The 23,283-nt window shown below is 69.6% G+C and carries 20 protein-coding genes; 16 read left to right on the top strand and 4 right to left on the bottom strand.

The genetic code is table 11. The annotated features are described in order from the left end of the window. Window positions 1–25: 25 nt before the first annotated feature. The 10 genes from Strain318_RS04700 (at window position 26) to Strain318_RS04655 (ending at window position 13,744) form a co-directional block, all read left to right on the top strand. A complete protein-coding gene (locus tag Strain318_RS04700) occupies window positions 26–697 on the top strand; it encodes an ABC transporter ATP-binding protein (protein WP_367887881.1) in 672 nt (223 codons plus the stop codon). Between the two features lie 12 nt (window positions 698–709). Then, window positions 710–1,957 (top strand): ABC transporter permease, encoded by a 1,248-nt coding sequence (locus tag Strain318_RS04695; protein WP_367887376.1) that lies wholly within the window; start codon window positions 710–712, stop codon window positions 1,955–1,957. A gap of 4 nt (window positions 1,958–1,961) precedes the next feature. Beyond that, window positions 1,962–3,215: an ABC transporter permease gene (locus tag Strain318_RS04690; protein ID WP_367887375.1), complete on the top strand. Its 1,254-nt coding sequence runs from the start codon at window positions 1,962–1,964 to the stop codon at window positions 3,213–3,215. 64 nt (window positions 3,216–3,279) lie between these two features. Continuing rightward, the gene (locus Strain318_RS04685) at window positions 3,280–4,518 is read left to right on the top strand and encodes an ABC transporter permease (RefSeq protein ID WP_367887374.1); all 1,239 of its coding nucleotides are present in this window, start codon (window positions 3,280–3,282) and stop codon (window positions 4,516–4,518) included. A 3-nt stretch (window positions 4,519–4,521) separates the two neighbouring features. After that, window positions 4,522–5,784, top strand: a complete 1,263-nt coding sequence (locus Strain318_RS04680; protein WP_367887373.1) for an ABC transporter permease — start codon at window positions 4,522–4,524, stop codon at window positions 5,782–5,784. 51 nt (window positions 5,785–5,835) lie between these two features. Beyond that, window positions 5,836–6,990 (top strand): ABC transporter substrate-binding protein, encoded by a 1,155-nt coding sequence (locus tag Strain318_RS04675; RefSeq protein WP_367887372.1) that lies wholly within the window; start codon window positions 5,836–5,838, stop codon window positions 6,988–6,990. After that, complete coding sequence (locus Strain318_RS04670) at window positions 6,987–9,731, top strand: ATP-binding protein (RefSeq protein WP_367887371.1); 2,745 nt, start codon at window positions 6,987–6,989, stop codon at window positions 9,729–9,731. The genes Strain318_RS04675 and Strain318_RS04670 overlap by 4 nt, the downstream gene beginning before the upstream one ends. 10 nt (window positions 9,732–9,741) lie before the next feature. Continuing rightward, the gene (locus Strain318_RS04665; RefSeq protein ID WP_367887370.1) at window positions 9,742–10,983 is read left to right on the top strand and encodes an ABC transporter permease; all 1,242 of its coding nucleotides are present in this window, start codon (window positions 9,742–9,744) and stop codon (window positions 10,981–10,983) included. Then, window positions 10,980–12,242, top strand: a complete 1,263-nt coding sequence (locus tag Strain318_RS04660; protein WP_367887369.1) for an ABC transporter permease — start codon at window positions 10,980–10,982, stop codon at window positions 12,240–12,242. Before Strain318_RS04665 ends, Strain318_RS04660 begins: the two co-directional genes overlap by 4 nt. Before the next feature lie 74 nt (window positions 12,243–12,316). Continuing rightward, complete coding sequence (locus tag Strain318_RS04655; RefSeq protein ID WP_367887368.1) at window positions 12,317–13,744, top strand: DEAD/DEAH box helicase; 1,428 nt, start codon at window positions 12,317–12,319, stop codon at window positions 13,742–13,744. A 4-nt stretch (window positions 13,745–13,748) separates the two neighbouring features. On the opposite strand, the gene Strain318_RS04650 is transcribed toward Strain318_RS04655, so the two are convergent. Beyond that, a complete protein-coding gene (locus Strain318_RS04650; protein WP_367887367.1) occupies window positions 13,749–15,413 on the bottom strand; it encodes a M20/M25/M40 family metallo-hydrolase in 1,665 nt (554 codons plus the stop codon). Window positions 15,414–15,525: 112 nt separating this feature from the next. Here Strain318_RS04650 and Strain318_RS04645 point away from each other — a divergent pair, with 112 nt between their 5' ends. Beyond that, window positions 15,526–15,963, top strand: coding sequence for a hypothetical protein (locus Strain318_RS04645; RefSeq protein ID WP_367887366.1), 438 nt, complete (start codon window positions 15,526–15,528; stop codon window positions 15,961–15,963). Between the two features lie 23 nt (window positions 15,964–15,986). Here Strain318_RS04645 and Strain318_RS04640 read toward each other — a convergent pair whose 3' ends face one another. Beyond that, window positions 15,987–16,532, bottom strand: a complete 546-nt coding sequence (locus tag Strain318_RS04640) for a GNAT family N-acetyltransferase (RefSeq protein WP_367887365.1) — start codon at window positions 16,530–16,532, stop codon at window positions 15,987–15,989. 80 nt (window positions 16,533–16,612) lie between these two features. On the opposite strand from Strain318_RS04640, the gene bshB1 reads away from it, so the two are divergent. From bshB1 to Strain318_RS04620, 4 genes are all read left to right on the top strand, one after another. After that, on the top strand, window positions 16,613–17,335 hold the full coding sequence (gene bshB1, locus Strain318_RS04635) for a bacillithiol biosynthesis deacetylase BshB1 (RefSeq protein WP_367887364.1): 723 nt from the start codon (window positions 16,613–16,615) through the stop codon (window positions 17,333–17,335). Next, the gene (locus Strain318_RS04630; protein ID WP_367887363.1) at window positions 17,332–18,075 is read left to right on the top strand and encodes a tryptophan 2,3-dioxygenase family protein; all 744 of its coding nucleotides are present in this window, start codon (window positions 17,332–17,334) and stop codon (window positions 18,073–18,075) included. Before bshB1 ends, Strain318_RS04630 begins: the two co-directional genes overlap by 4 nt. 5 nt (window positions 18,076–18,080) lie before the next feature. Further along, the gene (locus tag Strain318_RS04625; protein WP_367887362.1) at window positions 18,081–18,734 is read left to right on the top strand and encodes a cyclase family protein; all 654 of its coding nucleotides are present in this window, start codon (window positions 18,081–18,083) and stop codon (window positions 18,732–18,734) included. Window positions 18,735–18,822: 88 nt separating this feature from the next. Continuing rightward, complete coding sequence (locus tag Strain318_RS04620) at window positions 18,823–21,321, top strand: prolyl oligopeptidase family serine peptidase (protein WP_367887361.1); 2,499 nt, start codon at window positions 18,823–18,825, stop codon at window positions 21,319–21,321. Here the strand turns inward: Strain318_RS04620 and Strain318_RS04615 are convergent. Beyond that, the gene (locus tag Strain318_RS04615; protein ID WP_367887360.1) at window positions 21,318–21,803 is read right to left on the bottom strand and encodes a helix-turn-helix transcriptional regulator; all 486 of its coding nucleotides are present in this window, start codon (window positions 21,801–21,803) and stop codon (window positions 21,318–21,320) included. The genes Strain318_RS04620 and Strain318_RS04615 overlap by 4 nt on opposite strands. Before the next feature lie 185 nt (window positions 21,804–21,988). On the opposite strand from Strain318_RS04615, the gene Strain318_RS04610 reads away from it, so the two are divergent. Then, complete coding sequence (locus Strain318_RS04610) at window positions 21,989–22,489, top strand: DUF2231 domain-containing protein (protein WP_367887359.1); 501 nt, start codon at window positions 21,989–21,991, stop codon at window positions 22,487–22,489. Here Strain318_RS04610 and Strain318_RS04605 read toward each other — a convergent pair. Beyond that, the gene (locus tag Strain318_RS04605; protein WP_367887358.1) at window positions 22,458–23,258 is read right to left on the bottom strand and encodes a hypothetical protein; all 801 of its coding nucleotides are present in this window, start codon (window positions 23,256–23,258) and stop codon (window positions 22,458–22,460) included. The genes Strain318_RS04610 and Strain318_RS04605 overlap by 32 nt on opposite strands. Window positions 23,259–23,283 lie beyond the last annotated feature (25 nt).

Below are 23,283 nucleotides of genomic sequence, written 5' to 3'. Positions count from 1 at the left end.
CCGCGGCCTGAAGCGCGAGTACGACATGGGCGGCGAGATCGTCCGCGCCCTGCGCGGCGTCGACCTCGCCGTGAAGCGCAACGAGTACGTCGCCATCATGGGGCCGTCGGGCTCGGGCAAGTCGACGTTCATGAACATCGTGGGCTGCCTCGACACGCCGAACGCCGGCGAGTACTGGCTCAACGGCCAGCTCGTCTCGACGATGAAGGACGACGAACTCGCCCGCGTGCGCAACAAGGAGATCGGCTTCGTCTTCCAGACGTTCAACCTCCTGCCCCGCGCCTCGGCCCTGCACAACGTCGAGCTGCCGCTGGTGTACGCCGGCGTGTCGGCCAGCGAGCGCAAGGAGCGCGCGATGGAAGCCCTCGAGAAGGTGCAGCTGGGCCAGCGTGTGCATCACCGGCCGAACGAGCTCTCCGGCGGCCAGCGTCAGCGCGTGGCCATCGCCCGTGCGCTGGTGAACCGTCCGTCCATCCTGCTCGCCGACGAACCGACCGGTAACCTCGACTCGACCACGTCGGAAGAGATCATGCGCGTGTTCGAGAACCTCGCGGACACCGGCCAGACCGTGATCATGGTGACGCACGAGCCCGACATCGCCGCGCATGCGCGTCGCGTCGTGGTGCTGCGCGACGGCACGATCGCCAGCGACGAGCGTCGCGCGCAGTTCACGGAAAAGCTCGGCATCTCCCTCTAAGCCGGCCGCCCCGTGCCCATCTTCGAGGCCGTCCGCCTCGCCCTCTCGACGATCCGCGTGCAGAAGCTCAAGAGCTTCTTCACGCTGGCCGGCGTGTGCATCGGCGTGATGTTTCTCATCACGGTGGTGAGCATCATCGAGGGCATGGGTCGGTACATGAAGGAGGACCTCGTCGGCAAGCTCATCGCCGTGAACTCCTTCGAGCTGCGCCGGGCACCGAATATCAACATGGGCGAGACGTCGCCGGCGACCTGGGACGAGTACCGTCGGCGGCCCCGCCTCTACATCTCGGACCTCCTGCCCGTCGTCGAGGCGCTGCCCGAAGGCACGCGCTGGGCGCAGGAATCGGAAGCCAACGTCCAGTTGGTCAGCCGCTATGCCGGCCGGCCGCGCAACACCACCGCCATCGGCATCGACGGCGACTGGTTCGCCATCAAGAACCTCGCGCTGAAGGACGGCCGCGAGTTCACGCAGCAGGAGCTCTCGCAGGGCGAGAACGTGCTCATCATCGGGCCGGACGTAGTCGAGCGCGCCTTCCCCGGCGTCGACCCCATCGGCCGCGAGGTCCGCATCGGCACCACGCCGTACCGCGTCATCGGCGTGACCGAATCGCGTGGCTCCGCGTTCGGCGTGTCGTTCGACAACTTCGTCATCGCGCCCTGGCGCTCGCCCATCCGCAAGCTGCTGAACCCCTCGCCGCAGATGATCGACGCGGTGATCGTGCAGGCCGAGAACCAAGCGGTGATGATGGAAGCGCAGGAGCGCGTGCGCAGCGTCATGCGCACCACGCGCAAGCTGCGGCCGAACCAGAAGGACAACTTCGCGATGCAGACCTCGGACTCGGCGCTCGAGTTCTGGAACAAGATCGAGGGCTACCTGGTGATCGCCGGCGTGGCGCTGCCGGCCATTGGCCTCGTCGTCGGCGCGATCGTCATCATGAACATCATGCTGGTGGCCGTGGCCGAGCGCACGCGCGAGATCGGCATCCGCAAGGCGCTGGGCGCCAAGCGGCGCGACATCCTCGCGCAGTTCCTCGTGGAGTCGGCCACGCTGAGCACCGTCGGTGCGATGCTGGGCATCGCGCTGGGCATCGGGCTGGCGCAGGCCATCTCCGCCGTGACGCCGCTGCCGGCCAGCGTCGCCCCGTGGAGCATCGTCGTCGGCGTCGCGGTCGGCATGGGCGTCGGCATCATCTCGGGCGTGTATCCGGCCAGCCGCGCCTCGCGGCTCGACCCGGTGGTCGCGCTGCGCCAGGAGTGATGCCGTGAGCCTGTCGTCCAAGCTCTACAACCTGCAGGAAGGCGTGCGCATCGCCGTCGAGAGCATCGTCGGCAACAAGGTGCGCGCCGGCCTCACGATCCTCGGCGTCGCCGTGGGCGTCTTCGTCGTCGTCGTCATCTCGGCGGCCGTTCACGGCATCAACACCAGCGTCGCCAAGGACTTCGAGTCCACGGGGCCGACGACATTCTTCGTGTCGCGCTACCCCATCAGCTTCGAGGCCTGCGACGGCACGGGCGACACCTGCACCTGGCTGCGCAACCCGCCGATCACCTGGGGCGAGGTCGAGCGGCTGTCGCAGCTCGAGGACGCCGCGGCCGTGGGCGTGCGGATGGACTGGAGCGGTGCCTTCAAGTACCGCGACCAGCTGCTGCCGGCGGCTCCCATCGAGGCCTACACGGCGAACTGGGCGCAGTTCGGCGCGCCCGACATGCTGCCCGGCGGCCGCATCTTCACCGAGCAGGAGTTCCGCTCGGCGGCCCGCGTGATCGTCCTCAACACGACGATGGCCGAGCGGCTGTTCGGCGACAGCGACCCACTCGACAAGGTCATCACGGTGAACGGCAACCAGTTCACGGTGATCGGCGTGTACAAGGAGACGGCGAGCTTCCTCGCCGGCGGCGACCGCGCCAAGGGCGTGATGCCGGTGACGACGCTGCAGCGGGCGCTCAACGTGCGGCGCAGCGACATGGGCTTGGTCGTCAAGCCGCGCACGGGCGTGGAGCGCGACGTGATGGTGGACCAGGTGACGGCGACGCTGCGCGGCATGCGCGGCCTGCGGCCGAGCGAGGAGTCCAACTTCGCCATCCTTACGCAGGACAAGCTGCTGGAGACCTACGACAGCATCTTCGGGATGTTCTTCCTCGTGATGATCGCGCTGTCCGCGGTGGGGTTGATCGTCGGCGGCGTGGGCGTGGTGGCGATCATGATGATTTCCGTCACGGAGCGCACGCGCGAGATCGGCGTACGCAAGGCGCTGGGCGCGACCCGCCTGACCATCCTCTGGCAGTTCCTCATCGAAGCCGTGACGCTCACGGGCATCGGCGCAGTCGCTGGCCTCGTCATGGGCTGGCTGGTGGCGTTCCTGATCCGCAGCGGGACGAGCATCGAAGCCAGCATCCCGCCGGGGGCCGTGATCGCGGCGCTGGTCGCGAGCGCCGTCACCGGCATCATGTTCGGCATGATCCCCGCGGCGCGCGCCGCCAAGCTCGATCCCGTCGAGGCGCTGCGGCACGAATAGACCGGCGCCGACGTTCCTCTCGGGGGTCCGCACGACGGACCGCCTTCCCCGCTCTCCTTCCCCGATGCCGCTCTTCGAAGCCGTCCGTCTCGCCCTCCAACAGATCCGCGTGCAGAAGCTCAAGAGCTTCTTCACGCTCATCGGCGTGATGATCGGCGTGATGTTCCTCATCGCCGTCGTCAGCATCGTCGAGGGCATGAGCGACTACGTCGAGAACGACTTCGCGGCGAAGATCATCGGCGTCAACACCTTCGACCTGCGGCGCTGGCCGAACTTCACGCCGAACGAGTCGGACGACGAGTGGCGCGCCTATCTCCGGCGGCCGCGCGTGTACCAGCCGGACGCCGACATCCTCGCCGAGGCCTTGGGGTCGCAGTTCCGCGTCGCGCGCGTGAACGAGACGTTCATGAACGCGTTCGCGCCAGGCACGCGGCCCCAGTCCGTGCAGGCGATCGCCACGGACGAGAGCTACTTCGAGATCAAGAAGTTCGGCATCACCGCCGGCCGCGCGTTCAACGCCCAGGACATGGCCACCGGCAACAAGGTGGTCGTGATCGGCGACGAGATCGCGCAGTACTACTGGCCGAACCTCGATCCGGTCGGGCGCGAGCTGCGCTTGGGCGGCCAGGTGTACCAGGTGATCGGCGTGATCGAGCCGCAGGGCTCGGTGTTCGGCTTCTCGATGGACCGCATGGTGATCGCGCCCTATTCATCGCCGCTGTCGCGCACCATCCGGCCGCGCGGCGACATCGGCCGCGTCACGGTGCAGGCCCCGACGCGCGAGATCCTCGACGACGGCATGGAGGTTGCGCACGAGGCCCTGCGCAGCTTCCGTCGCCTGGGCCCGGGCGAGACGGACAACTTCGCGCTCGAGACGTCGGACGCCGCGCTCAGCTTCTTCGACCAGCTGAAGGGCAAGCTGATCCTGTTCGGCACGGCCCTGCCCGCCATCGGGCTCGTGGTCGGCGCGATGGTCATCATGAACATCATGCTCGTGGCGGTGGCGGAGCGCACCCGCGAGATCGGCGTGCGCAAGGCCCTCGGCGCCCGCCGCAAGGACATCATCGCGCAGTTCCTCGTGGAGGCCGCGACGCTGTCGGTGATCGGCGCGGCGATCGGCGCGGCGCTGGGCATCGCCATTGCACAGTTGATCGCGGCGGTGACGCCCCTGCCCGCCTCGGTGGCGCCGTGGTCGTTGGTCGCCGCGCTCGTGGTCGGCGCCGGCGTCGGCATCGTCGCGGGCATCTATCCGGCCAGCCGCGCGTCGCGGCTGGATCCCATCGCCGCCCTGCGCCAGGAATAATCCATGCGATTCATTGACCGCTTGGCGATGACCTTCGAGGGCGTGAAGATGGCCCTCGAGTCGCTGAAGGCCAACAAGGTCCGCGCCGCGCTGACGATCTCCGGCGTGGCCGTCGGCGTCTTCGTGGTCGTCGCGATGGGCGCCACCGTCAACGGCATCCAGCAGTCGTTCCAGTCCGACATGGACGAGTTCGGCACGGCGACCTTCCAGATCCGTCGCCGCAACCCGGGCTTCAACAACTGCAACCCCACCGTCGACTGCCCGGACCGCCGCAATCCCGGCGTGTCGTTGGCGGAGTGGCGGGCGGTGCAGCAGTTGCCGGAAGTCGAGAGCGCGATGGCGTGGCTGTTCGGCCAGGGCACGGTCACCTACCGCGACCGCATCGTGAAGAACGTCGGCTACGACGCGCAGAGCACCGAGTGGATCCGCACGGACCAGGCGGACATCTTCCCCGGCCGCACCTTCACGCAGAGCGAGCACGACGGTGCGGCGCTGGTCACGCTGGTCAATGCAAAGCTCGCGACGGAACTGTTCGGCGACTCCGATCCGATCGGCAAGGAGATCGACCTCGACGGAACGCGCTTCCAGGTGATCGGCGTGTACCACACGAAGGCGGGCTTCCTCAAGTCCCTGGACGGCCGAGGCCCCGACACGCCGCGCATGGTGCTGCCGATGATGACCGCGTGGCGCCGCCTGGACGTCTGGCGCCGCGGCATGCTCGTGATGGTGAAGCCGCAGGCCTCGGTCTCGCGCGACGACGCGATGGACGCGGTGACCGCCACGCTACGCGGCATGCGCGGCCTGCGCCCGAGCCAACCGAACTCCTTCTACTTGGTCGGGCAGGACAAGATGATGGAGACCTTCAACCAGCTCTTCGGCGCGATCTTCATGGTCGGCCTCGGTCTCTCGGCCGTGGGCCTGCTGGTCGGCGGCGTGGGCGTGGTCGCCATCATGATGATCTCCGTCACCGAGCGCACGCGCGAGATCGGCGTGCGCAAGGCGCTGGGGGCGACGCGGGGCATCATCCTCTGGCAGTTCCTCGTCGAAGCCGCCACGCTCACCACGTTGGGTGCGTCGATCGGCTTGGTGCTCGGCGGCATGCTGGCCTGGGTAATCCGCGCCAACTCGACCATCCCGGCGTCGATTCCGCTTGGGGCGATCGTCGCCTCACTGCTCGGCGCGGCGCTGACGGGCGTCGCGTTCGGCATGTTGCCGGCGACGCGCGCGTCCAAGCTCGACCCGGTCGAGGCCCTGCGGCACGAGTAAGGCGGTCCCCCGCCCCTCACGGGGCGGCGCGCAGCGGTGCATTGTTCAGCCATGCGGGTCTCGCGCGCGGTTCTCGCTTTCTTTGCCCTCGGAACCATCGGAAGCCTCGCGGCCTGCGCGCGCGGGCCCGAGGCGCCCGCCATCGGCTTCACGTACAACTGGGGCGACGACGTCCTCGAGACGTTCGTCCAGCAGCAGGTCGATGCAGAGGCGGGCGCCGGCCGAACGCCGCGGATCCGCGTCCTCGCGTCGCGCGACGGCGGCTGGCAGGCGTTCGGTGCCTCGCCGATGGCGGCCGAAGTGCGCCGCGCACAGGTGCTCTCGGACAATCCCGACGTGCTGGTCGTCGTGGGGCCGGGCGGCAGCCGTGAGGTGCTGCAGGTCGCGCCGATCTACGCCGAGGCGGGGATGCCCGTGGTGATCCCGACGGCGACGAGCCAGTTGCTCGACTACTCCGGGGACCATCTGTTCCGGATGGCGGCGAACGACTCCGTGCAGGGGGCGTTCATCGCCACGTTCGCGGACTCGGCGCTCGGGGCTCGATCGATTGCCGTCTACCACGTGCCCGACGAGTACGGCATTGGCCTCGCGGCGGGCATCGTGGCTGCAGCGACGCGACGCGGTCTCGCGCTGCTTGAACGGACGCCGGTGCGCCTGCTGCAATCCTGTGGCGATGCGGCGGGCCGGGCGTACTACGACGACTTGGTCGCCGGCCTGGCGCGCAGCGGCAAGCCGGATGCCGTGGCGCTGGCCCAACGCACGGAAGAGGCGGCCTGCTTCACGCGCGCCTTGCGCAGCCGTTGGCCAGACCTCGTGATCATCGCCGGCGACGGCGTGTATCTCGACCGTGCGTTCCGCGCGATCGCCGGCGACGCCGCGAACGGCACGTATCTCGTGGCGTTCTGGCACCCGTCGCTGCCGGGCCGTGCATCGCAGGACTTCGTGACGGCCTTCCGCGCCACCACCGGCCGCCTGCCGCGGCACGGCGATGCCGTGTTCGTCGACGCAGCGCGGATCGCCGCGGCAGCGATCCGGAGTGGCGCGCGCACCCGTACGGAGGTGATGGCCTACGTGCGGGACATCGGATCGGGGCGGCCGGCGTTCGAGGGCATCATCGGGCCGGTGAGCTTCGCGGCGGGGGCGGCGCGCCCGCTGTACATGACGCGGGTCACCGCCGACGGCTCGACGCTGCTGCGCGGGCCATGACGCCGACGCCGCGCCGCGCGCTCTCCCTGCGCAGCCTCCTGCTCGTCGCGGCCACGTTGAGCCTGGCGTATGTCGCGGTACTCGCCGTACAGGTGATCGGGGTGCTGGTGCCGGCGGCCGTGGACGTCCGCGGCCGCGCCCGCGACGTGCTGGCCGACCACGACCGCATTCACGACAATCTCGCGCGCCTCCAGGGCGCGCGACGCGACCTCTCGCGACTGGCGCCGCCGTTCGTGCCTGGCGCACCGAGGCCGGACCCCGCGGAGGTGCGGGACACGGTGCTGGCCTTGCTCGATCGCGGCGCCGTGATCCGGGCGGCGGTCGAACGCTCGGATGTGCCGATCGAGATGCGGCTCCTGCTCGCCGATGCCGCCGAGTTGGAGTCGGCCATCGCCGTGCAGTTGCTCGACGCCGAACGCGCCATCGCCATCGGCGAGACGCAGCGCGCCATCGAATCGCTGCGGCGCTCCGGCGTCATCTCCGACTCGGCCACGCGCGTGCTGTCGCTCGCCCAACGCGAGGCCGTGGCCGGGGTGCTCGCCCAACAAGAGCGGCTCCTCACCCAAGTCGAGCGCCTGCAGCGCTGGACGATCGCCTGGGGTGCGGTGGGCTTGCTGCTGTTCGGCATCGGCGCGTGGCTGACGCGTCGACGCCTCTACCTGCCGGTGCGCGAGATGGAACAGGCCGTCCAGCGCGTTGCGGGGGGTGACCTCGATACCGAGGTTGCGGTGCGGTACTCCGACGAGCTCGGGCGTCTGGCGCGCCACCTGAACGCGATGACCGTGGTGCTGCGCGAGCGCGCCGCCGAGGAATCACGCCGGCGCGAAAGCCTGACGGAGCGCTTTGGCCGCATCCTCGACGAATCGGCCAACGAGATCTTCGTGTTCGACGCGCGCTCGCGCAGGCTCTTGCAGGCGAACCGTGGCGCGCGTGAGGGGCTGGGGTATGATGCATCGTCCATCCGCGACCTGGCGCTCGACGCGTTGCTCACGGGCATTCCGCCGGAGCGCCTCGACGCGTTGGTCGCCGAACTCCGCTCGCACAGCACGCCGCGGGTGCACCTGTCGGCGTGGCTGCGGCGGCGCGACGGCACCTTGCGCGCGACCGAGCTCACGCTGCAGTCGGCGACGGATGCCGACGCCGAGGTGATCATCCTGGTGGCCGAGGATGCGCGCCTGCGCCAGCAGGTCCGCGCCCTCGATGCGCGGTTGCGCAGCTTCCTGCAGACCGAGGCCAGTCAGGTCGCGAACGGCGATGTCGTCCGCGCCTTCAAACCGCTGGTGCGCATGACGGCGGAGGCGCTCGAGGCCGACTTCTGCGGCGTCTGGCGAGGGACCGGCGAGCGCGCGGCGACCATCGCGGCCTTCGACGCGGGCAGCGGCTCGCTCCCGCATCCGATCGCGCTCGACGAGGTGCTCGCGGATCCCGCCGCCTACAGCACGACGCTGCGCGCGAACCCGCGCGAGGCGGCGGTGCTCGTCATCGTCCGGCGCGAGAGCGGCTACACGGCTGAGGAGCTCACGTTCATCGCCGCCGTCGCGGACGTGGCGACGCGCGCCTTCGAGGCCGAGGAGCGGCGGCGCCTCGAGCGAGCGCTCGAGCGGGCGCAGCGCATCGACTCGCTCGGGCAGCTCGCGGGTGGCGTGGCCCACGACTTCAACAACCTGCTCACGGCCATCCTCGGCAACCTGGAGGCGACGCGCGCGGATCTCGAGAAAGGATCGCCGATGGACGTCGCGCTGGCGGAGGCGGAGCACGCGGCGCTGCGCGCCGCCGACCTCACGCGACAGCTGCTCACGTTCGCCCGTCGGCAGATGCTCGAGACGCGCGCGGTGCACGTCGCGCCGCGCATCGCCGAGTCGGAGGCCATGTTGCGCCGACTCGTCGGGGCGGAGCGGACGCTGGTGCTCGAGGTCCAGCCGGACCTCGGCACGGTGCGCCTCGGCGCCGGCCAGCTCGAACAGCTGCTCGTGAACCTCGTAGTGAACGCCCGCGACGCCACGGCGCCGGGTGGCACGGTGACGCTGCGGGCGCGACGCCTCGAGGCCGGCGACCCGTCGGCCGGGGAGCCGACGCCGACAGAGCCGAGCGTCGAGCTGGTGGTCCAGGACTCGGGGGTCGGCATGGACCGCGAGACGCTCGAGCGGGTGTTCGAGCCGTTCTTCACCACCAAGAGTGTCGGACAAGGCACGGGTCTGGGGCTCGCGGTGTGTCATGGCATCGTTGAGAACGCCGGCGGCACGATCCGCGTAGTCAGCGCGCCGGGCGAGGGCACCACGTTCACGATTCGCCTGCCCGCCGGGAGCGAGCGAAGCTCGCCGTCGCGTGGCAGCGGGGCGGTGACGGGCCTCGGGAGCGTCGTGCTGGTGGCGGAAGACGAACCGTCGATCCGGGCTCTCGTCAGCCGCATGCTCGCCGCGCGCGGATTCCGCGTCCTTGCCGGTGAAGACGGCGTCGCCGCGCTCTCGGCGATGGACGCCAGCGACGACCCGCCCGTCCTCCTCGTGACGGACGTCGTCATGCCGCGGCTCGGCGGCGTCGAGCTGGCCCGCGAGATGCGGCGCCGCGTGCCGGGCATCCCGGTGCTGTTCATGTCCGGCTACACCTCCTCGGCAGTGCTGCCCGACGGCGATCTCCGGGACGCGGCGTTCATCGCCAAGCCATTCAGCACCGACGACCTCATGCGTCGCGTGGCGGAACTGCTGGAAACGCCGACACCGCCGGGCCGCGGTCCCCGCTAGGTTTCCGGTCGTGCAGTACCGCGACGTCATCGGCATCGCCTTCGCGCAGATCCGCGGCAATCCCCTGCGGACATTCTTCACGCTGCTCGGCATCATCGTATCCGTGGCGTTCCTGATCGCCGTGGTCGCGATCATCCAAGGCATGAACGCCTACGTGAAGGAGAACATCGCCGACGCGATGGTCGGCACGAACGCGTTCCAGGTGCGCCGTACGCCGATCCAAGTCGGCTTGATCGACGACGAGTTGATGTCGCGCATCCGCAAGCGCCCGCGCGTGTCGCCGCAGGACGCCGAGGTCGTGCGCGCGGCGCTGCCCGATGCCATCGCGGTGTCACGCCAGTCCGGCTGGCCGACGCCGATCACCGAAGTGCTCTGGCGGGGCCGCAGCGTGGGCGGGATCTTCGTGTTCGGCATCACGTCAGAGTACCAGGTCGTGCAGGACTACTCGGTCCAGAAGGGCCGACCCATCTCCGACGTCGACGTGTCGCAGCGCATGGCCGTGACGGTGCTCGGCACGGAACTGGCGGAGAAGCTGTTCGAGACGGTGGATCCGATCGGCCAGGAGGTGCGCATCGCTGGCCAGCGCTACACGGTGGTCGGCGTGAACGCGCCGAAGGGCCGCGTGCTCGGCCAGAGCTTCGATGCCTATGTCCTGCTGCCGATCACGCGCTTCGAGATGCAGTACGGGCGGCGGCTGACGACGACGATCTCCGTCAAGGTGTCGGACACCGCGGACGTGGGCGCGATGATGGCGCGCGCCGAGGAGGCGATGCGGCTCGCGCACCGCCTGCGGCCCGGCGAGGAGAACGACTTCTCGATCGAGACGTCAGACGCGTTGGTGAGTTTCTGGAAGAATCTCACGCGCATCCTGTTCGCGGTGATCCCGGCGGTCGTGGCGATCGGCATCGTCGTCGGCGGCATCGTGATCATGAACATCATGCTGATGGCCGTGAACGAGCGGACGCGGGAGATCGGCATCCGCAAGGCGGTGGGCGCGCGGGCGCGGGATATCGAACGGCAGTTCTTGGTCGAGACGGTCATGCTCTCGGCGCTGGGAGGCGTGATCGGCGTGCTGGCGGGCTGGACCTTCGCGTTCTTGGTCTCCGCCGTGTCGCCGTTGCCGGCGCGCATCACGTGGTGGTCGGTGGCGGTGGCGCTCGGTCTCGGTGCAGGCATCGGGGTGATCTTCGGCGTGTATCCGGCGCGGCGCGCGGCGCGGCTCGATCCCGTCACCGCGATGCGGGCGGAATGATGTTCCGCCGGCTCTGGATGCTGCTCGAGCAGTACAAGGAGAACCTCGCGATCGCGATGGACACCCTCCGCGTGGCCAAGCTGCGCTCGGCCCTCACGATCCTCGGCGTGGTGATCGGCGTGGCGACGGTGATGACGATGGCGTCGCTGGTGGAAGGCCTGCGCAGCCAGATCATCCGTACGGTGGAGATCGCCGGCCCGACGACGTTCTACGTGCTCAAGGTGTACTCGAGCACGCCGATCAATCCGCAGAACCCGCCGGCGTACGTGCGCATCCGCCCGGATCTCGCGCTCGAGGAGGCGACCGTCATCGCGCGATTGCCGGAGGTGGCCTATGCGTCGCTGTGGGGCCAGACGCTGCAGCGGCTGTCGGTGGGCAGCGAGCGCACGCAGCCGACGGCGATCTTCGGCGCCGACGCGGGCTATACGATGATCCAGGGTGGCGAGCTCACGGCCGGGCGCTGGTTCACGCGCGCCGAAGTGACGGGCGGCGCGAGCGTCGTCGTGGTGGATGACGCCAAAGCGCGGCAACTGTTCGGCCGCGTCAATCCGATCGGCAAGACGATTCGCGCCGGCAGCCGCCCGATGGAGGTGATCGGGCTCTACCAACCGCCAGAGAACATCTTCGCGCCGCAGGGGTCGGAGACCGGGGCGATCATCCCCTTCCGCCTGCTCGACGCGCAATTCGAGATCGACCGCACCAACGCGCTCTGGATTCCGGTGAAGCCGCGTGCCGGCGTGACGGTGGCCGACGCGCAGGAGGCCGTGACGATCGCGCTGCGTGAGCTCCGGCGGCTGCGGCCGGCGCAACGGAACTCGTTCGACCTCGTGACGCAGGACCAAATCCTGGAGATCTTCAACCAACTCACGGGCGTGTTCTTCGTGGTGATGCTCGTGCTGGCGAGCGTGGCGCTGCTCGTGGGTGGCATCGGCGTCATGGCGATCATGATGGTGTCCGTCACCGACCGCACGCGGGAGATCGGCATCCGCAAGGCGCTGGGCGCGACGCGCGGCGACATCGCGGTGCAGTTCCTCATCGAGGCCGCGACCCTCACGGGCATCGGTGGCATCGTGGGCATCGCGGTGGGTCTCGGTGCCGGGCAGCTGGTGACGAAGCTGCTCGGCATCGATGCGTCGCCGCCGTTCGCGTATACGCTGGTCGCAGTGCTCGTCTCGGTGGCAATCGGGATCGTGTTCGGCGTGCTCCCCGCGCGGCGTGCGGCGCGGTTGGATCCGATCGAGGCGCTGCGCTACGAGTGAGCTCCGTGGCAAGGTCATTGGGGTTATCTTTCTGACTCACAAATGCACGTTTCTCTTTTCGCTGGCTGGACTGTTTGAGCTCGTTTGAATCGCTACATCTCGCGCCGGCGCTCGTCCGCGCGACCGCTGACCTCGGCTGGATCAAGCCGACCCCCATCCAACTCGACGCCATCCCTCCCGCCCGCGACGGCCGGGACGTGCTGGCCTGCGCGCAGACCGGCTCCGGCAAGACCGGCGGCTTCCTGCTGCCGCTGATGCATCGGTTGCTGGCCTCGCACAAGAAAGCCACGCGGGCGCTGATCCTCACCCCCACGCGTGAACTCGCCGCGCAGGTGCACGCGGACTTCACCGAGCTCGCCAAGCACACCACGCTCCGTGGCGCCGCCATCTTCGGCGGTGTCGGCATGGGCCCGCAGGAATCGGCGTTCCGCCACAAGGTCGACGTCATCATCGCCACGCCCGGCCGCTTGCTCGACCATCTCGGGCAGCCCGGCAAGTACGTGGACTTCTCGGCGCTCGAGATCCTCGTCCTCGACGAGGCCGATCGCATGCTCGACATGGGCTTCCTGCCCGCGATCAAGCAGGTGCTGCGGCAGATCCCGTCGCAGCGGCAGACGCTGTTCTTCAGCGCCACGCTACCGGCTCCGATCGTCGAGCTCTCCAAGCAGATGCTGAAGGATCCGGCGCGCCTCAACGTCGAGCGCGTGGCCAAGCCCGCCGCCGGCATCGAGCAGGCCGTGTGGCCCGTGAAGGAGGCGCTCAAGCCCGATCTCTTCCTCGCGCTGCTCAAGGCGAACGTCATCGGCAACGTGATCTGCTTCACGCGCACCAAGCACCGCACCAACCGCTTGGCCGAGATCCTGACCAAGGCCGGCGTGCCGAACGCGCGCATCCACGGCAACCGCTCGCAGGCGCAGCGCACCGAGGCCCTGGCGAACTTCAAGGACGGCAAGATCCGCGTGCTCGTGGCGACCGACATCGTCGCGCGCGGCATCGACGTCGAGGCGCTCGAGCACGTGCTGAACTTCGACGTGCCGCACATGCCGGAGGATTACATCCACCGCGTGGGCCGCACGGCGCGTGCCGAGGCGACGGGTGAGGCGTTCACGCTCGTCTCGCCGGAAGAGGAAGCGGACCTCAAGCAGATCGAGAAGGCCATCCACAAGAAGTTGCCGCGGCGCACGCTGGAAGGCTTCGACTACGGTCACGTGCCGGTCGAGCGCTTCGAGGTGCCGCTGGCCGAGCGCATCGCGGCGATCCGCGCGCGCAAGAAGGAAGAGCGCGAGCGGGCCAAGGCGAAGCTCGAGCGCAAGGCGCAGGCGGGGCAGCCGCGCGGCGACTCCGGCCGCAGCGGTGGGGACGGTCGGTCGTCTACATCCGCCGCGGGCAGTGCGCGCAGCGGGTCCGGCAAGCGCCGGCGGCGGCGCGGCGGATCGGGCCGCGGCCCGGGCGGCGGCTCACCGGGCGGCGGCTCACCGGGCGGCGGTCCCTACCGCGACTAACGCATCACTGCTTGCACGCGGCGTTCGGATCCGGCTTCGGCCCATCCAGCTTCGGGCGTTCCGCACGGTTGCCGAGTTCCAGCGTGACGTCGTGGATGAGCGTCGCGATGCGCGCCATCTTTTCGTAGTCGATGTACTGCGGCTCGTCCGTGACTTGGTGATAGTCGTGGTGCAGGCCGGTGTGGAAGAACGTCACGGGAACGCCGTAGCGCGCGTACATCGCGTGGTCCGAGCGGCAGTAGATGCGCTCCGGATGGCCGTCGGCGTCGAAGCCGTAGTCGAACGTGAACGGCTGCGGCTGCCGGCGGTTGACCTCCTCGACGAGGTCACCGAGTTCGCGGGACAGGCGGCGTGACCCGACGAGCTGCAGGTACCCGGGCCCGCCGCCGGCGATGTCATCCACGCCACCGCGGCCGACCATGTCCATGTTGAGCTGCGCGACGACGGAGTCGAGCGGCACCGTCGGATGCTCGGTGAAATAGTCCGCGCCGAGCAGGCCGATCTCCTCGGCGACGTGGAACACGAAGAGCAGCGAGCGCCGCGGCTTCTGCGGCGCGGTGGCGAAGGCCTCCGCGAGTTCGAGCAGCGTCACCGTGCCCGAGCCGTCGTCATCGGCGCCGTTCTTGATGGAATCGGTGCGCGCCGGTCGCCCGCCCCGCGCCGCCACGACGTCCACGCGGATGTTCGCGAGCTGCTGCGGCGTGGCGCGCCGCTCCCCGAGCTCCCGCAGCATGCGCTCGCGCGCGAGGTTGAACGCGCGCAGGGAGTCGTGGTCGACGCCGTACGGCACGAGCGGGTCGTGGTCGGTGTGCGCGCCAAGCGCGACGTACTGGCCGCGGAGCGCGGGGTCGCGCCCGGAAAGCACGGCGATGACGTTGCGTCCAGGAGCTGGCGTGACCTCGAAGCGCAGGGCGAGCGTCGCGGACTGTCCTGCGGCGCCCATCAGTGCCTGCGCCATCTCCGGCGAGGCCAACAGCGTGGGCGGCACCTCGGCCCCCATCCGCGCGCCGCCGCCCATCACGAGCGAGGGCTGCGCGAGCTGGCGACGTGCCGGCGCGGCGAGCTGCGGCAAGACGGGCAATACGACGGCGGCGGCATCGGCGAAGCGCGAGCCGGGGCCGAACGCCATGAAGCGCTGGTCGAGCTGCAGGCGCCGCGGATTCGGACGCATCACGACGAGCTTTCCGCGCGCGGCCTCGGCGGAGATCCACGTCGTGGAATCCCCGTGGGTACCACCGATCACGATGTCGGCCGCAGTGCTGGCGCGCGCGCGTCCGCCGCGCGCAAGGATCGGCACGAAGTCATCGCCAATCTGGAAGCTGCGACTGCCGACGCTCACCGCGGACGTCGCGGAGAACCCGCGGCGCTCCATGCCGATGTCCTGGAAGTACGTGCCGTTGTCACCCGCCGGGCGGAGGCCCAAGCGGCGGAGTTCGTCGGCGATGTACTGCGTGACCTTCACGTGCCCTTCCGAGCCCGTGGGGCGGCCACCCATGGAGTCGTCGGCGACGCGATAGAGCCGCGTCATCAGGTCGGCGACCGTGATGGGCCCCGTCGTGGGGCGCGGCGCGAGCTTCATGGGAAGGGCGCCGTTCTGGGCGGACAGCAGGGCAGGCACGGCAACGAGCGCCGCGCCGATGAGGCGCGGCACGCGGGTGAATCGGGACATCGGGATCTCCGGGTGGGGTCGGGTCCGGCTCTCCAAAGCTAACGCGGGCCGGCGTCCGTACGTTTATACCCCGGGCGAGAGAATCGACCCCAACACTCATGCGGAGGCACTGATGTTCGCGTTGCGGAAGGCCCTGGTCGTGGCGGCGCTGGTCGTGGCGGCTCCCTTGTCGGCGCAGCAGGGCGCGCCGGGCGGTCCGCCGGGAGGCGCGCCGGGCGGGATGGGTCAGGGACGCGGCGATCCGGCCGCGATGCAGGCACGGCAGAACGAGATGCTGTTCCAGGGCATCACGTTGTCGGCCACGCAGAAGGCGCGGGTTGATTCCATCCAGGCGGCGGCGCGCACCCGTCAGCAGGAGATGATGCAGGGCGGCGGCATGCGCAACCCCGAGACGCGCCAAGCCATGATGCAGCAGCGGCAGGCGACGATGGCCGCGATCCGGAACGTCCTGACCGCCGACCAGCAGACCAAGTTCGACGAGAACCTCGCGTCGATGCCCGCCGCGCAGGCTGGTGGCCGTCCGCCGCAGGGTAGTCGTCCGCCGCGCTAAGCCGAACGCCGACGGACCCGCGCTCAGGGGCGCGGGTCTGTCGCGAGGATCGCGTATCGCTCGTTGTCCCGAGGGACGCCGTCGCGCCACACCATGGCGCGCACGCGTCCCTCGTGTTGCATGCCGAGCTTGCGCATCACGGCACCCGACGCCGGGTTCTCCGGATAGTGATACGCCTCAATGCGGTGGCATCCCATCGCGGTGAACCCGTGCGCGATGACGGCGCGCGCGGCCTCCGTCGCGATCCCCTGCCCCCAGCGCGGCTGGCTGACCCAGTAGCCCAACTCGGCCCGACGATGCGCAGGCACGAGCTGCAGGCCCACGGCGCCCGCCGGCTCGTCGCCGTCACGGAGGACAATCGCCCAGGTCACGCCCTTGCCGGCCTCCCAGCGCTCCGCCTGACGTGCGATGAATTGCTCGGCGTCTTCGGCGCGGTATGGGTGCGGAACGGTCAGCGTCTGCATCGCGACTTCGCGCACGCCGAGGAGCGGGACCAGCCACGAGACGTCGGCGGGCACAAACGGGCGGAGCTGCAGCCGCGCCGTGAGCAGCGAGGGTTGCGGGAGCATTCATATAGTATGCACCCGGCGGTGACGGCCAAGGCGTGGTTGGCCTTTCGCCCCTCATCGGGCGGGGGCAGATTGCACGTATGAGCGCCCCCGTCGACATCCTCGCGATCGCCGCGCACCGCGACGATGTGGAACTCACCTGCGGGGGCGTGCTCGTGAAGCATGCGTGGCGCGGGCAACGCACGGGCATCATCGACCTGACCGCTGGCGAGATGGGCACGCGTGGCTCGGCTGAACTGCGTGGGCAGGAGGCCGCCGCGGCCGCCGAGGTGCTTGGGGTTGCCGTGCGCGAAAACCTTGGGTTGCCCGACGCCGGCATCACGAACACGCCGGAGACTCGCCGCGCATTGGCGATCCGCATCCGCGAGCTGCAGCCGCGGGTGGTGATCGCACCGGCGCCGCGGGGCCGGCACCCCGACCATCGCGTCGCCGCGCAGTTGATTCGCGACGCGTGCTTCCTGGCGGGTCTCACCAAGCTCGACTCCGCCACGGCGCCGCATCGCCCGAAGAAGGTGCTGCACGCGATCACGTACCGCGAAGATCACGTGAAGCCGACCTTCGTGGTGGACATCACGAAGGAGTTCGAGACCAAGCTCGAGGCCATCAAGTGTTACGCCTCGCAGTTCGACGGCACGACTTGGGCGGGTGAGGTCTACCCGAACGGCGAGCCGCTGTACGACATCGTGCGGCACCAGGCCGCGCACTATGGCTCGCTGATCCGCACACAGTACGGCGAGCCGTTCTTCACCTACGAGACGATGCGCGCGGACGACCTCCTCGCGCTCGACGTGAGCACATTTTGAGCGACCGCGAGATTTCGTACCCGACGTACCTCGAGCTCGAGTCCCTGCTTGCGCTGCAGAAACCGCAGAGCCAGCCGGAGCATCCCGACGAGCTGATCTTCATCGTGGTGCACCAAGCCAGCGAGCTCTGGTTCAAGGTCATCCTGCACGAGTTCGATCAGTTGATTGCGCGGCTCGAGGCCTTCGATGCGGTCGGCGCGCTGACGTCGATGCAGCGCGTGAACGTGTTGGTCGAACTCGTCTCGACCGAGCTCAGCGCGCTGGACACGCTGCCCCCGCAGCGCTTCGCGCAGTTCCGCGGCTACCTGGGCAGCTCCAGCGGCTCGCAGAGCGCGCAGTTCCGCGCGATCGAAGCCACGAGTGGCCTCCGCGAGGCGCATTTCATGGCGGCGCTCAAGGAGCACGGCGAGATTCCGGCGGTGGTGCAGCGCGCCTTGGCGCGGCCGACGCTGCAGGAGCTGTACCTCAAGCTGCTGGAGCGCGAGGGCGTCACGTTGGACCAGGTGTACAACGAGCCGCAGCACGCGCTGCTGCACATGCTGGCCGAGTCCTTCCTGGCGTACGAGCAGGGCTTCGGACGTTGGCGCTTCCTGCATGTGCAGATGGTGGAGCGCATCATCGGGCCGGACACGGGCGGCACGGGTGGCACGCTGGGGTCCAAGTATTTGATGAAGACGGTCGGCCAGCGGTTCTTCCCGGAGTTGTGGGCGGTGCGGGCGCGGCTGTACAAGCGCGGCTGATCGCGATGGACGCGCGGGAGCTGATCGACATCTCCGTCGCGTTCGATGCGCGCACCCCGCCCTGGCCCGGGGACACGCCGTTTTCCTGCGGCTGGGCCTGGGCGATGGCGGACGGAGCGAGCGTGAACGTCTCGAAGTGGGAGACCAGCCCGCACGTCGGCACGCACGCCGATGCGCCGCTGCATGTGCTGCGCGGCGGAGTCGGCGCCGACGCCCTGCCGCTCGCGCCATTCATTGGGCCTGTGCGGGTGGCCGATGTGCGGCACCTGACGGGTGCGATCACGCTCGCACAGCTCAAGGAGGGCGGCTGGAAGGCCGGCACCACTCGCCTGCTGCTGCGCACCGGGAGAAGCACGGCCGTTGGGCGCTTCCCTGCGCAGTGGCCGGCGCTGGCCCCCGAGACAGCCGCCGCGCTCGTCGCCGATGGCCTGCAACTGCTGGGTGTGGACTGCCCCAGCGTGGACGATCGCGAGAGCAAGACCCTCGACGTGCACCATGTGCTGTTCAGTGGGCACTGCTACGTGCTCGAGAATCTCGATCTCGAGGCCGTGCACGCCGGCGAGTACCGGCTGTTCGCCCCACCGCTCAAGGTGGGCGCCTGCGATGCGGCGCCGGTGCGGGCATTCCTCGCCCCAGCGCTCACCGGCGAGCGCGCGTAGACACTTGGTTGGCGGCAGTCCTGCCTCTCCACCCGACCCCATCACACCGATGAGCCCCTACACTGCCTTGCGTCGCGCAACGCTTGCGATGCTCGCGCTTCCAGCACTCGCCGTTGCGCAGGACCGCGACCCGTGGACCATCCTCCGCGCCGAGACCTGGCAGCGCCCCGCTGCGAACATCGAGCGCATGGTGCTCGCGCCGCGCACCGACATCAGCTTCGACGCCCTGAGCCCCGACGGCCGCCATGCCGTGCGCCTCACCGGCCCCGGCCGCGGCGCCATCGCGCAGTACGGCGCGCCGCATCTGTGGATCGGCGGCCTGCAGGTGGACCACCAGGCCAACCGCAACCGTTCCCTACAGACGGCGCAGCACACGGGCCTCACGCTAGCCGACCCGCGAACGGGCGAGACCCGCGCGCTGCAGGTGCCGGCGGACGTGAAGGTCAGCGAGCCCGTGTGGTCGCCCGACGGCAGCAAGCTGGCGTACTTGGGCCACACGGCGACCGCGACGCATGTGTACGTCGCCGATGTGCGCACGGGCCGCTCGACGCGCGTGACGCGCACGGCGCTCCTCGCGACGCTGGTCACGAGCGCGGCGTGGACCGCGGACGGACGCTCGCTGCTCGTCGTGCAGCTTCCCGCCAATCGCGGCGCGGCGCCGGTGCGCGGCCACAACGGCGTGGCCGATGGCCCGCAGGTGCGCTTCACGGAATCGGCCAAGAAGCCGCAGCGCGTGCACTTCTCGCTCATGGAAGATCCGCACGACAAGGCGCTCTACAAGTACTACACGACGGGCCAGCTCGCCCTCGTGGACGCGGCCACCGGCAACACGCGCACGATCGGCACGCCGGGCATGATCCGCAGCGCGGATGCCTCGCCTGACGCGCGCTACTTCCGGGTGACGCGCGTCGTCGAACCGTTCTCGTATATCGTCCCGCACAACCAGTTCGGCACCGTGACGGAACTGTGGGACGCCAGCGGCCGTGTGCTCGACACGCTGGCCTCGCAGCCGCTGCGCGAGGGTGAGATCGACGACGACGCCCCGCGCGGACCGCAGCCGCCGGACACCACGCGTCGCAACTTCGCGTGGCATCCCGATGGCGGCCTCACCTACTTCCGCACCACGGTCGCCGACAACCGCGCGAATGGCGTGCGCTGGATGCACTGGAAGGCGCCCTTCGGCGCCAGTGATACGGCGCTGGTCTTCGCGGGCTCGGCGCGGTTCTCCAACGCCGCCTTCGGCACGCAGCCGAATACGATCTTCGTGAATGACAGCGCTGCAGTCGCCGCGGTGCGCTTGGCGGACATCACCAAGAAGTACCCGCTGGGCCGCGGCGTCACGCTGCCCGGCGGCGGCGGTGGCTTCGGTGGCGGTGGCGGCTTCGGCGGCGGCGCGCAGATGGACACCGTCGGGACGGGCGGCGCGCTCGAGACGCTGCGCACGGCGGACGGCGGTTTGCGCGTGAAGATGAGCCGCGACGGCAACGCCGTGTTCGTCTCCGGCACGCGCCGCTACGGCAACGACTGGCACACACGCGCGCCACGTCCGTGGCTCGACCGCACCACCATCGCCGACGCCGCGCGCACGCGACTGCTCGACTCGCCGGCGGACGTGTATGAGACCTTCGTCGCCGCACTCGACGCGGACTACACGCAGCTCATCACCACGCGGCAGTCGCGCACGCAGATCGAGAACGCCTTCTTCCGCGACGGCAGCAGTGCCCCGCGGCAGCTCACGCAGGCCGTGGACGTGGGCCCGGAAGTCACGGGCGCCATCCGCAAGCGCGTGCAGGTCACGCGCCCGCGCGACGGCATCAAGATCTGGGTGGACGTCGTGCTCCCGCGCGACTGGCGCCCGGGCACGCGCCAGGCCGGCGTCGTCTGGTTCTACCCGCGCGAGTACGCTACCGAGACCGCCTACCAGCGCTCGAAGTGGAACGTCAACATCAATCAGTTCCCCGCCGTGCCGCAGCTGCGGCCGGCGAGCTCGACGGAACTCTGGGTCGCCGCGGGCTACGCGCTGATCACGCCGGACATCCCGATCTTCGGCGACAGCGGCCGCATGAACGACAACTACGTCCGCGACCTCACCGAGGGCCTGCACGCCGTCGTCAATGCGATGGTCGACTCCGGGTTCGTCGCGCGCGACCTCGTGGGCCTCGGCGGCCACAGCTACGGGGCGTTCAGCACCGTCAACGCGATGACGCGCATGGACATCTTCAAGGCGGGCATCGCCGGCGACGGCATGTACAACCGCACGCTGACGCCCTTCGGCTTCCAGAGCGAGCGCCGCAACTTCTGGGAAGAGCAGGAGATGTACCTCGACCTCTCGGCATTGCTCCGCGCCGACCAGCTCTCGGGGGCGCTGCTCCTCTACCACGCCACCGAGGACCAGAACGCCGGCACGCATCCGATGTCGTCCATCAAGATGCAGCAGGCGCTCCAGGGCCACGGCAAGACCTCGGCGCTCTACATGTACCCGTACGAGGACCACAGCGTCGCGACGTTCGAGAGCGATCTCGACTTGTGGGCGCGCTGGACAGCGTGGTTTGACGTGTACGTGAAGGGCATGGGCGCGCGCCGCTAGTCGGCGCCGCCCCGCAGTCCTTCAAGGAAGAACGCCGCGAGTTCCGCGCGGCCCGCAAGTCCAGATTTCTGGTACACCGCCACTGCATGTTGGCGTACCGTGCGTTCGCTGCGATTCGTGGCGAACGCAATCTGTTTGTGGCCCAGCCCCTGCAGGATCAGCATCGCGACTTCCTGCTCGACCGGCGTGAGCCCCCAGCGGCCGAACTGCTCCTGGATGGCCGCGCGGAAGCCGTGCAGGGCCGACTCCGCCTTGGCGCGCCACTCCGCCGCCTCGGCGCGTTCGGCGCGCAGCTCGCGGCGGCTCTGGGCCAGCGAGTCGGCCGCGCGGCCCCAGCCGGCAGCGAGGGCAATCGCGCCGCCTGCGCTGACGGCGATCAGCGAGAGCTCGAGCAGCACGTGCATCGACTTCCACGTCGTCGGGGCGTCAGAGATGAGGTCGAGCGTTCCCAGCACGGCGACCGCGCTGAGAATGGGAATCACTATCAGGCGCACGCGCCTCAGGTCGTCACCCGACTCCTCATCCAGGTCCACCAGACCTCCGAAACTCTCCGACAAGTGTCGCAGCAGCATCACATCCGACACTTGTCGGATGGTGCGCGCCGCGCGAATCCGCGACTCTGCCTCCACGCGATGGCACCGGGCCGTCGCACCACCCGGAGGTCCAGATGTCGTTCCTGCCTACCCCGCTGCACCCCGCTGTCGTCCACTTCCCGATCGTGTTCGCGGTGCTGGCTCCAATCTTCGCGATTGGCGCGCTGATTGCCATCAGGCGCGGCAGCCGGCCCTTGGTGGCGTGGGGCATGACCACCGTGCTCGTCGCAGGCCTCGCGGGCAGTTCGTGGTTGGCCTTGGAGACCGGCGAGCAGCAGGAAGATCGCGTTGAGGCGGTGGTGCCCGAGCCCGCGTTCGAAGCGCACGAGGAGTCCGCCGAGGCCTTCTTGGCGGCGTCGATCGCCCTACTGGCCATCACGCTGGTCGGGTTCGCGCCGCGCGGCGTGGGCACCGCTGGCCGCGCGCTGACGGTCGTGGGCGCCGTGGTCCTGATGGGGATGGGGTATCGCGTCGGGCACAGCGGCGGCGCGTTGGTCTACGAACACAATGCGGGTGCGGCCTATGCCGCGCCGGGCGGCGACGTCAGTGTCGTCCGCCCGTCCAGACCGCGATGATCCCGCAGCTGCCGCGGCCGCCCATGGCGCGGGCCTGAAGCTCGGACGGTGCGTTCGCGGCACTCGGGTAGACCTCGATGGCCGCGACGGCCGAGCCGTTCACCAGCTCCTCGACGCTGGGGCGACTTCCTCCGCGGCGGGTACCGCCAGGGTTGATGGACGTCAGGCCCGGCAGGTCGTCTTGCAGCGACTCGACGCGGAATCCATCGACGAGCACGGTGAAACCACAGTCGGCCCGCCCGAGGAACACCACGTTGGAGGGATTCGGCCCGCCCATCCGCGCCACGCGCACATAGCGCGACTCCACGAGCGCACGGCTGAGCGTCATCGGACTCAGCCGGTCCAAGTCTTCCGGCGTGATGAACTCGCCGACAATGGCTCCACGCTGCACGCGATCCATGCGGTCGTAGAACCCGCGCTGCGCGAGGAGGGTGTTCTGCCGCTCAGTGACGTTCACCGCCTCCAGGGCGCGGGGCAGTGGCGTGAGCCGCACGGTCGCGGGGGTATCCGTGCGCAGCCACCCGGAGCTGACCGCGAATCCGATGCGGCGTACGTGCACCAACACGGAGTCGTGGGATGGCCGGGGAAACATGGCGATCCCCTCGGCGTCGGCGACGCGGCGACCGCCCGGGCTGGCCTCGACGATTGCGTACGGAACCGTGAAGCCCGCCGTGTCGCTGACGACGACGCGCCATGCGGACGACGCAGCCTGCGCCGACGCGATCGCAGGCGCACCACCGAGCACCAGTGCGAGCATGAGTCGCTGCATCTACACACTCCCCGAACGCAGGATA

Origin of the sequence: Pseudogemmatithrix spongiicola (genome assembly GCF_030623445.1) — a bacterium.
GTDB classification, from domain to species: domain Bacteria; phylum Gemmatimonadota; class Gemmatimonadetes; order Gemmatimonadales; family Gemmatimonadaceae; genus Pseudogemmatithrix; species Pseudogemmatithrix spongiicola.
Note: the sequence above shows the minus strand (reverse complement) of the source record. Positions and strands in the feature narration are given on the sequence as shown.

Coding starts and splice junctions, on each gene's coding strand:
- Strain318_RS04700 (WP_367887881.1), top strand. CDS start 26: ATGGGCGGCGAGATCGTCCGCGCCCTGCGCGGCGTCGACCTCGCCGTG.
- Strain318_RS04685 (WP_367887374.1), top strand. CDS start 3,280: ATGCCGCTCTTCGAAGCCGTCCGTCTCGCCCTCCAACAGATCCGCGTG.
- Strain318_RS04680 (WP_367887373.1), top strand. CDS start 4,522: ATGCGATTCATTGACCGCTTGGCGATGACCTTCGAGGGCGTGAAGATG.
- Strain318_RS04675 (WP_367887372.1), top strand. CDS start 5,836: ATGCGGGTCTCGCGCGCGGTTCTCGCTTTCTTTGCCCTCGGAACCATC.
- Strain318_RS04670 (WP_367887371.1), top strand. CDS start 6,987: ATGACGCCGACGCCGCGCCGCGCGCTCTCCCTGCGCAGCCTCCTGCTC.
- Strain318_RS04660 (WP_367887369.1), top strand. CDS start 10,980: ATGATGTTCCGCCGGCTCTGGATGCTGCTCGAGCAGTACAAGGAGAAC.
- Strain318_RS04650 (WP_367887367.1), bottom strand. CDS start 15,413: ATGTCCCGATTCACCCGCGTGCCGCGCCTCATCGGCGCGGCGCTCGTT.
- Strain318_RS04645 (WP_367887366.1), top strand. CDS start 15,526: ATGTTCGCGTTGCGGAAGGCCCTGGTCGTGGCGGCGCTGGTCGTGGCG.
- Strain318_RS04640 (WP_367887365.1), bottom strand. CDS start 16,532: ATGCTCCCGCAACCCTCGCTGCTCACGGCGCGGCTGCAGCTCCGCCCG.
- bshB1 (WP_367887364.1), top strand. CDS start 16,613: ATGAGCGCCCCCGTCGACATCCTCGCGATCGCCGCGCACCGCGACGAT.
- Strain318_RS04625 (WP_367887362.1), top strand. CDS start 18,081: ATGGACGCGCGGGAGCTGATCGACATCTCCGTCGCGTTCGATGCGCGC.
- Strain318_RS04620 (WP_367887361.1), top strand. CDS start 18,823: ATGCTCGCGCTTCCAGCACTCGCCGTTGCGCAGGACCGCGACCCGTGG.
- Strain318_RS04610 (WP_367887359.1), top strand. CDS start 21,989: ATGTCGTTCCTGCCTACCCCGCTGCACCCCGCTGTCGTCCACTTCCCG.
- Strain318_RS04605 (WP_367887358.1), bottom strand. CDS start 23,258: ATGCAGCGACTCATGCTCGCACTGGTGCTCGGTGGTGCGCCTGCGATC.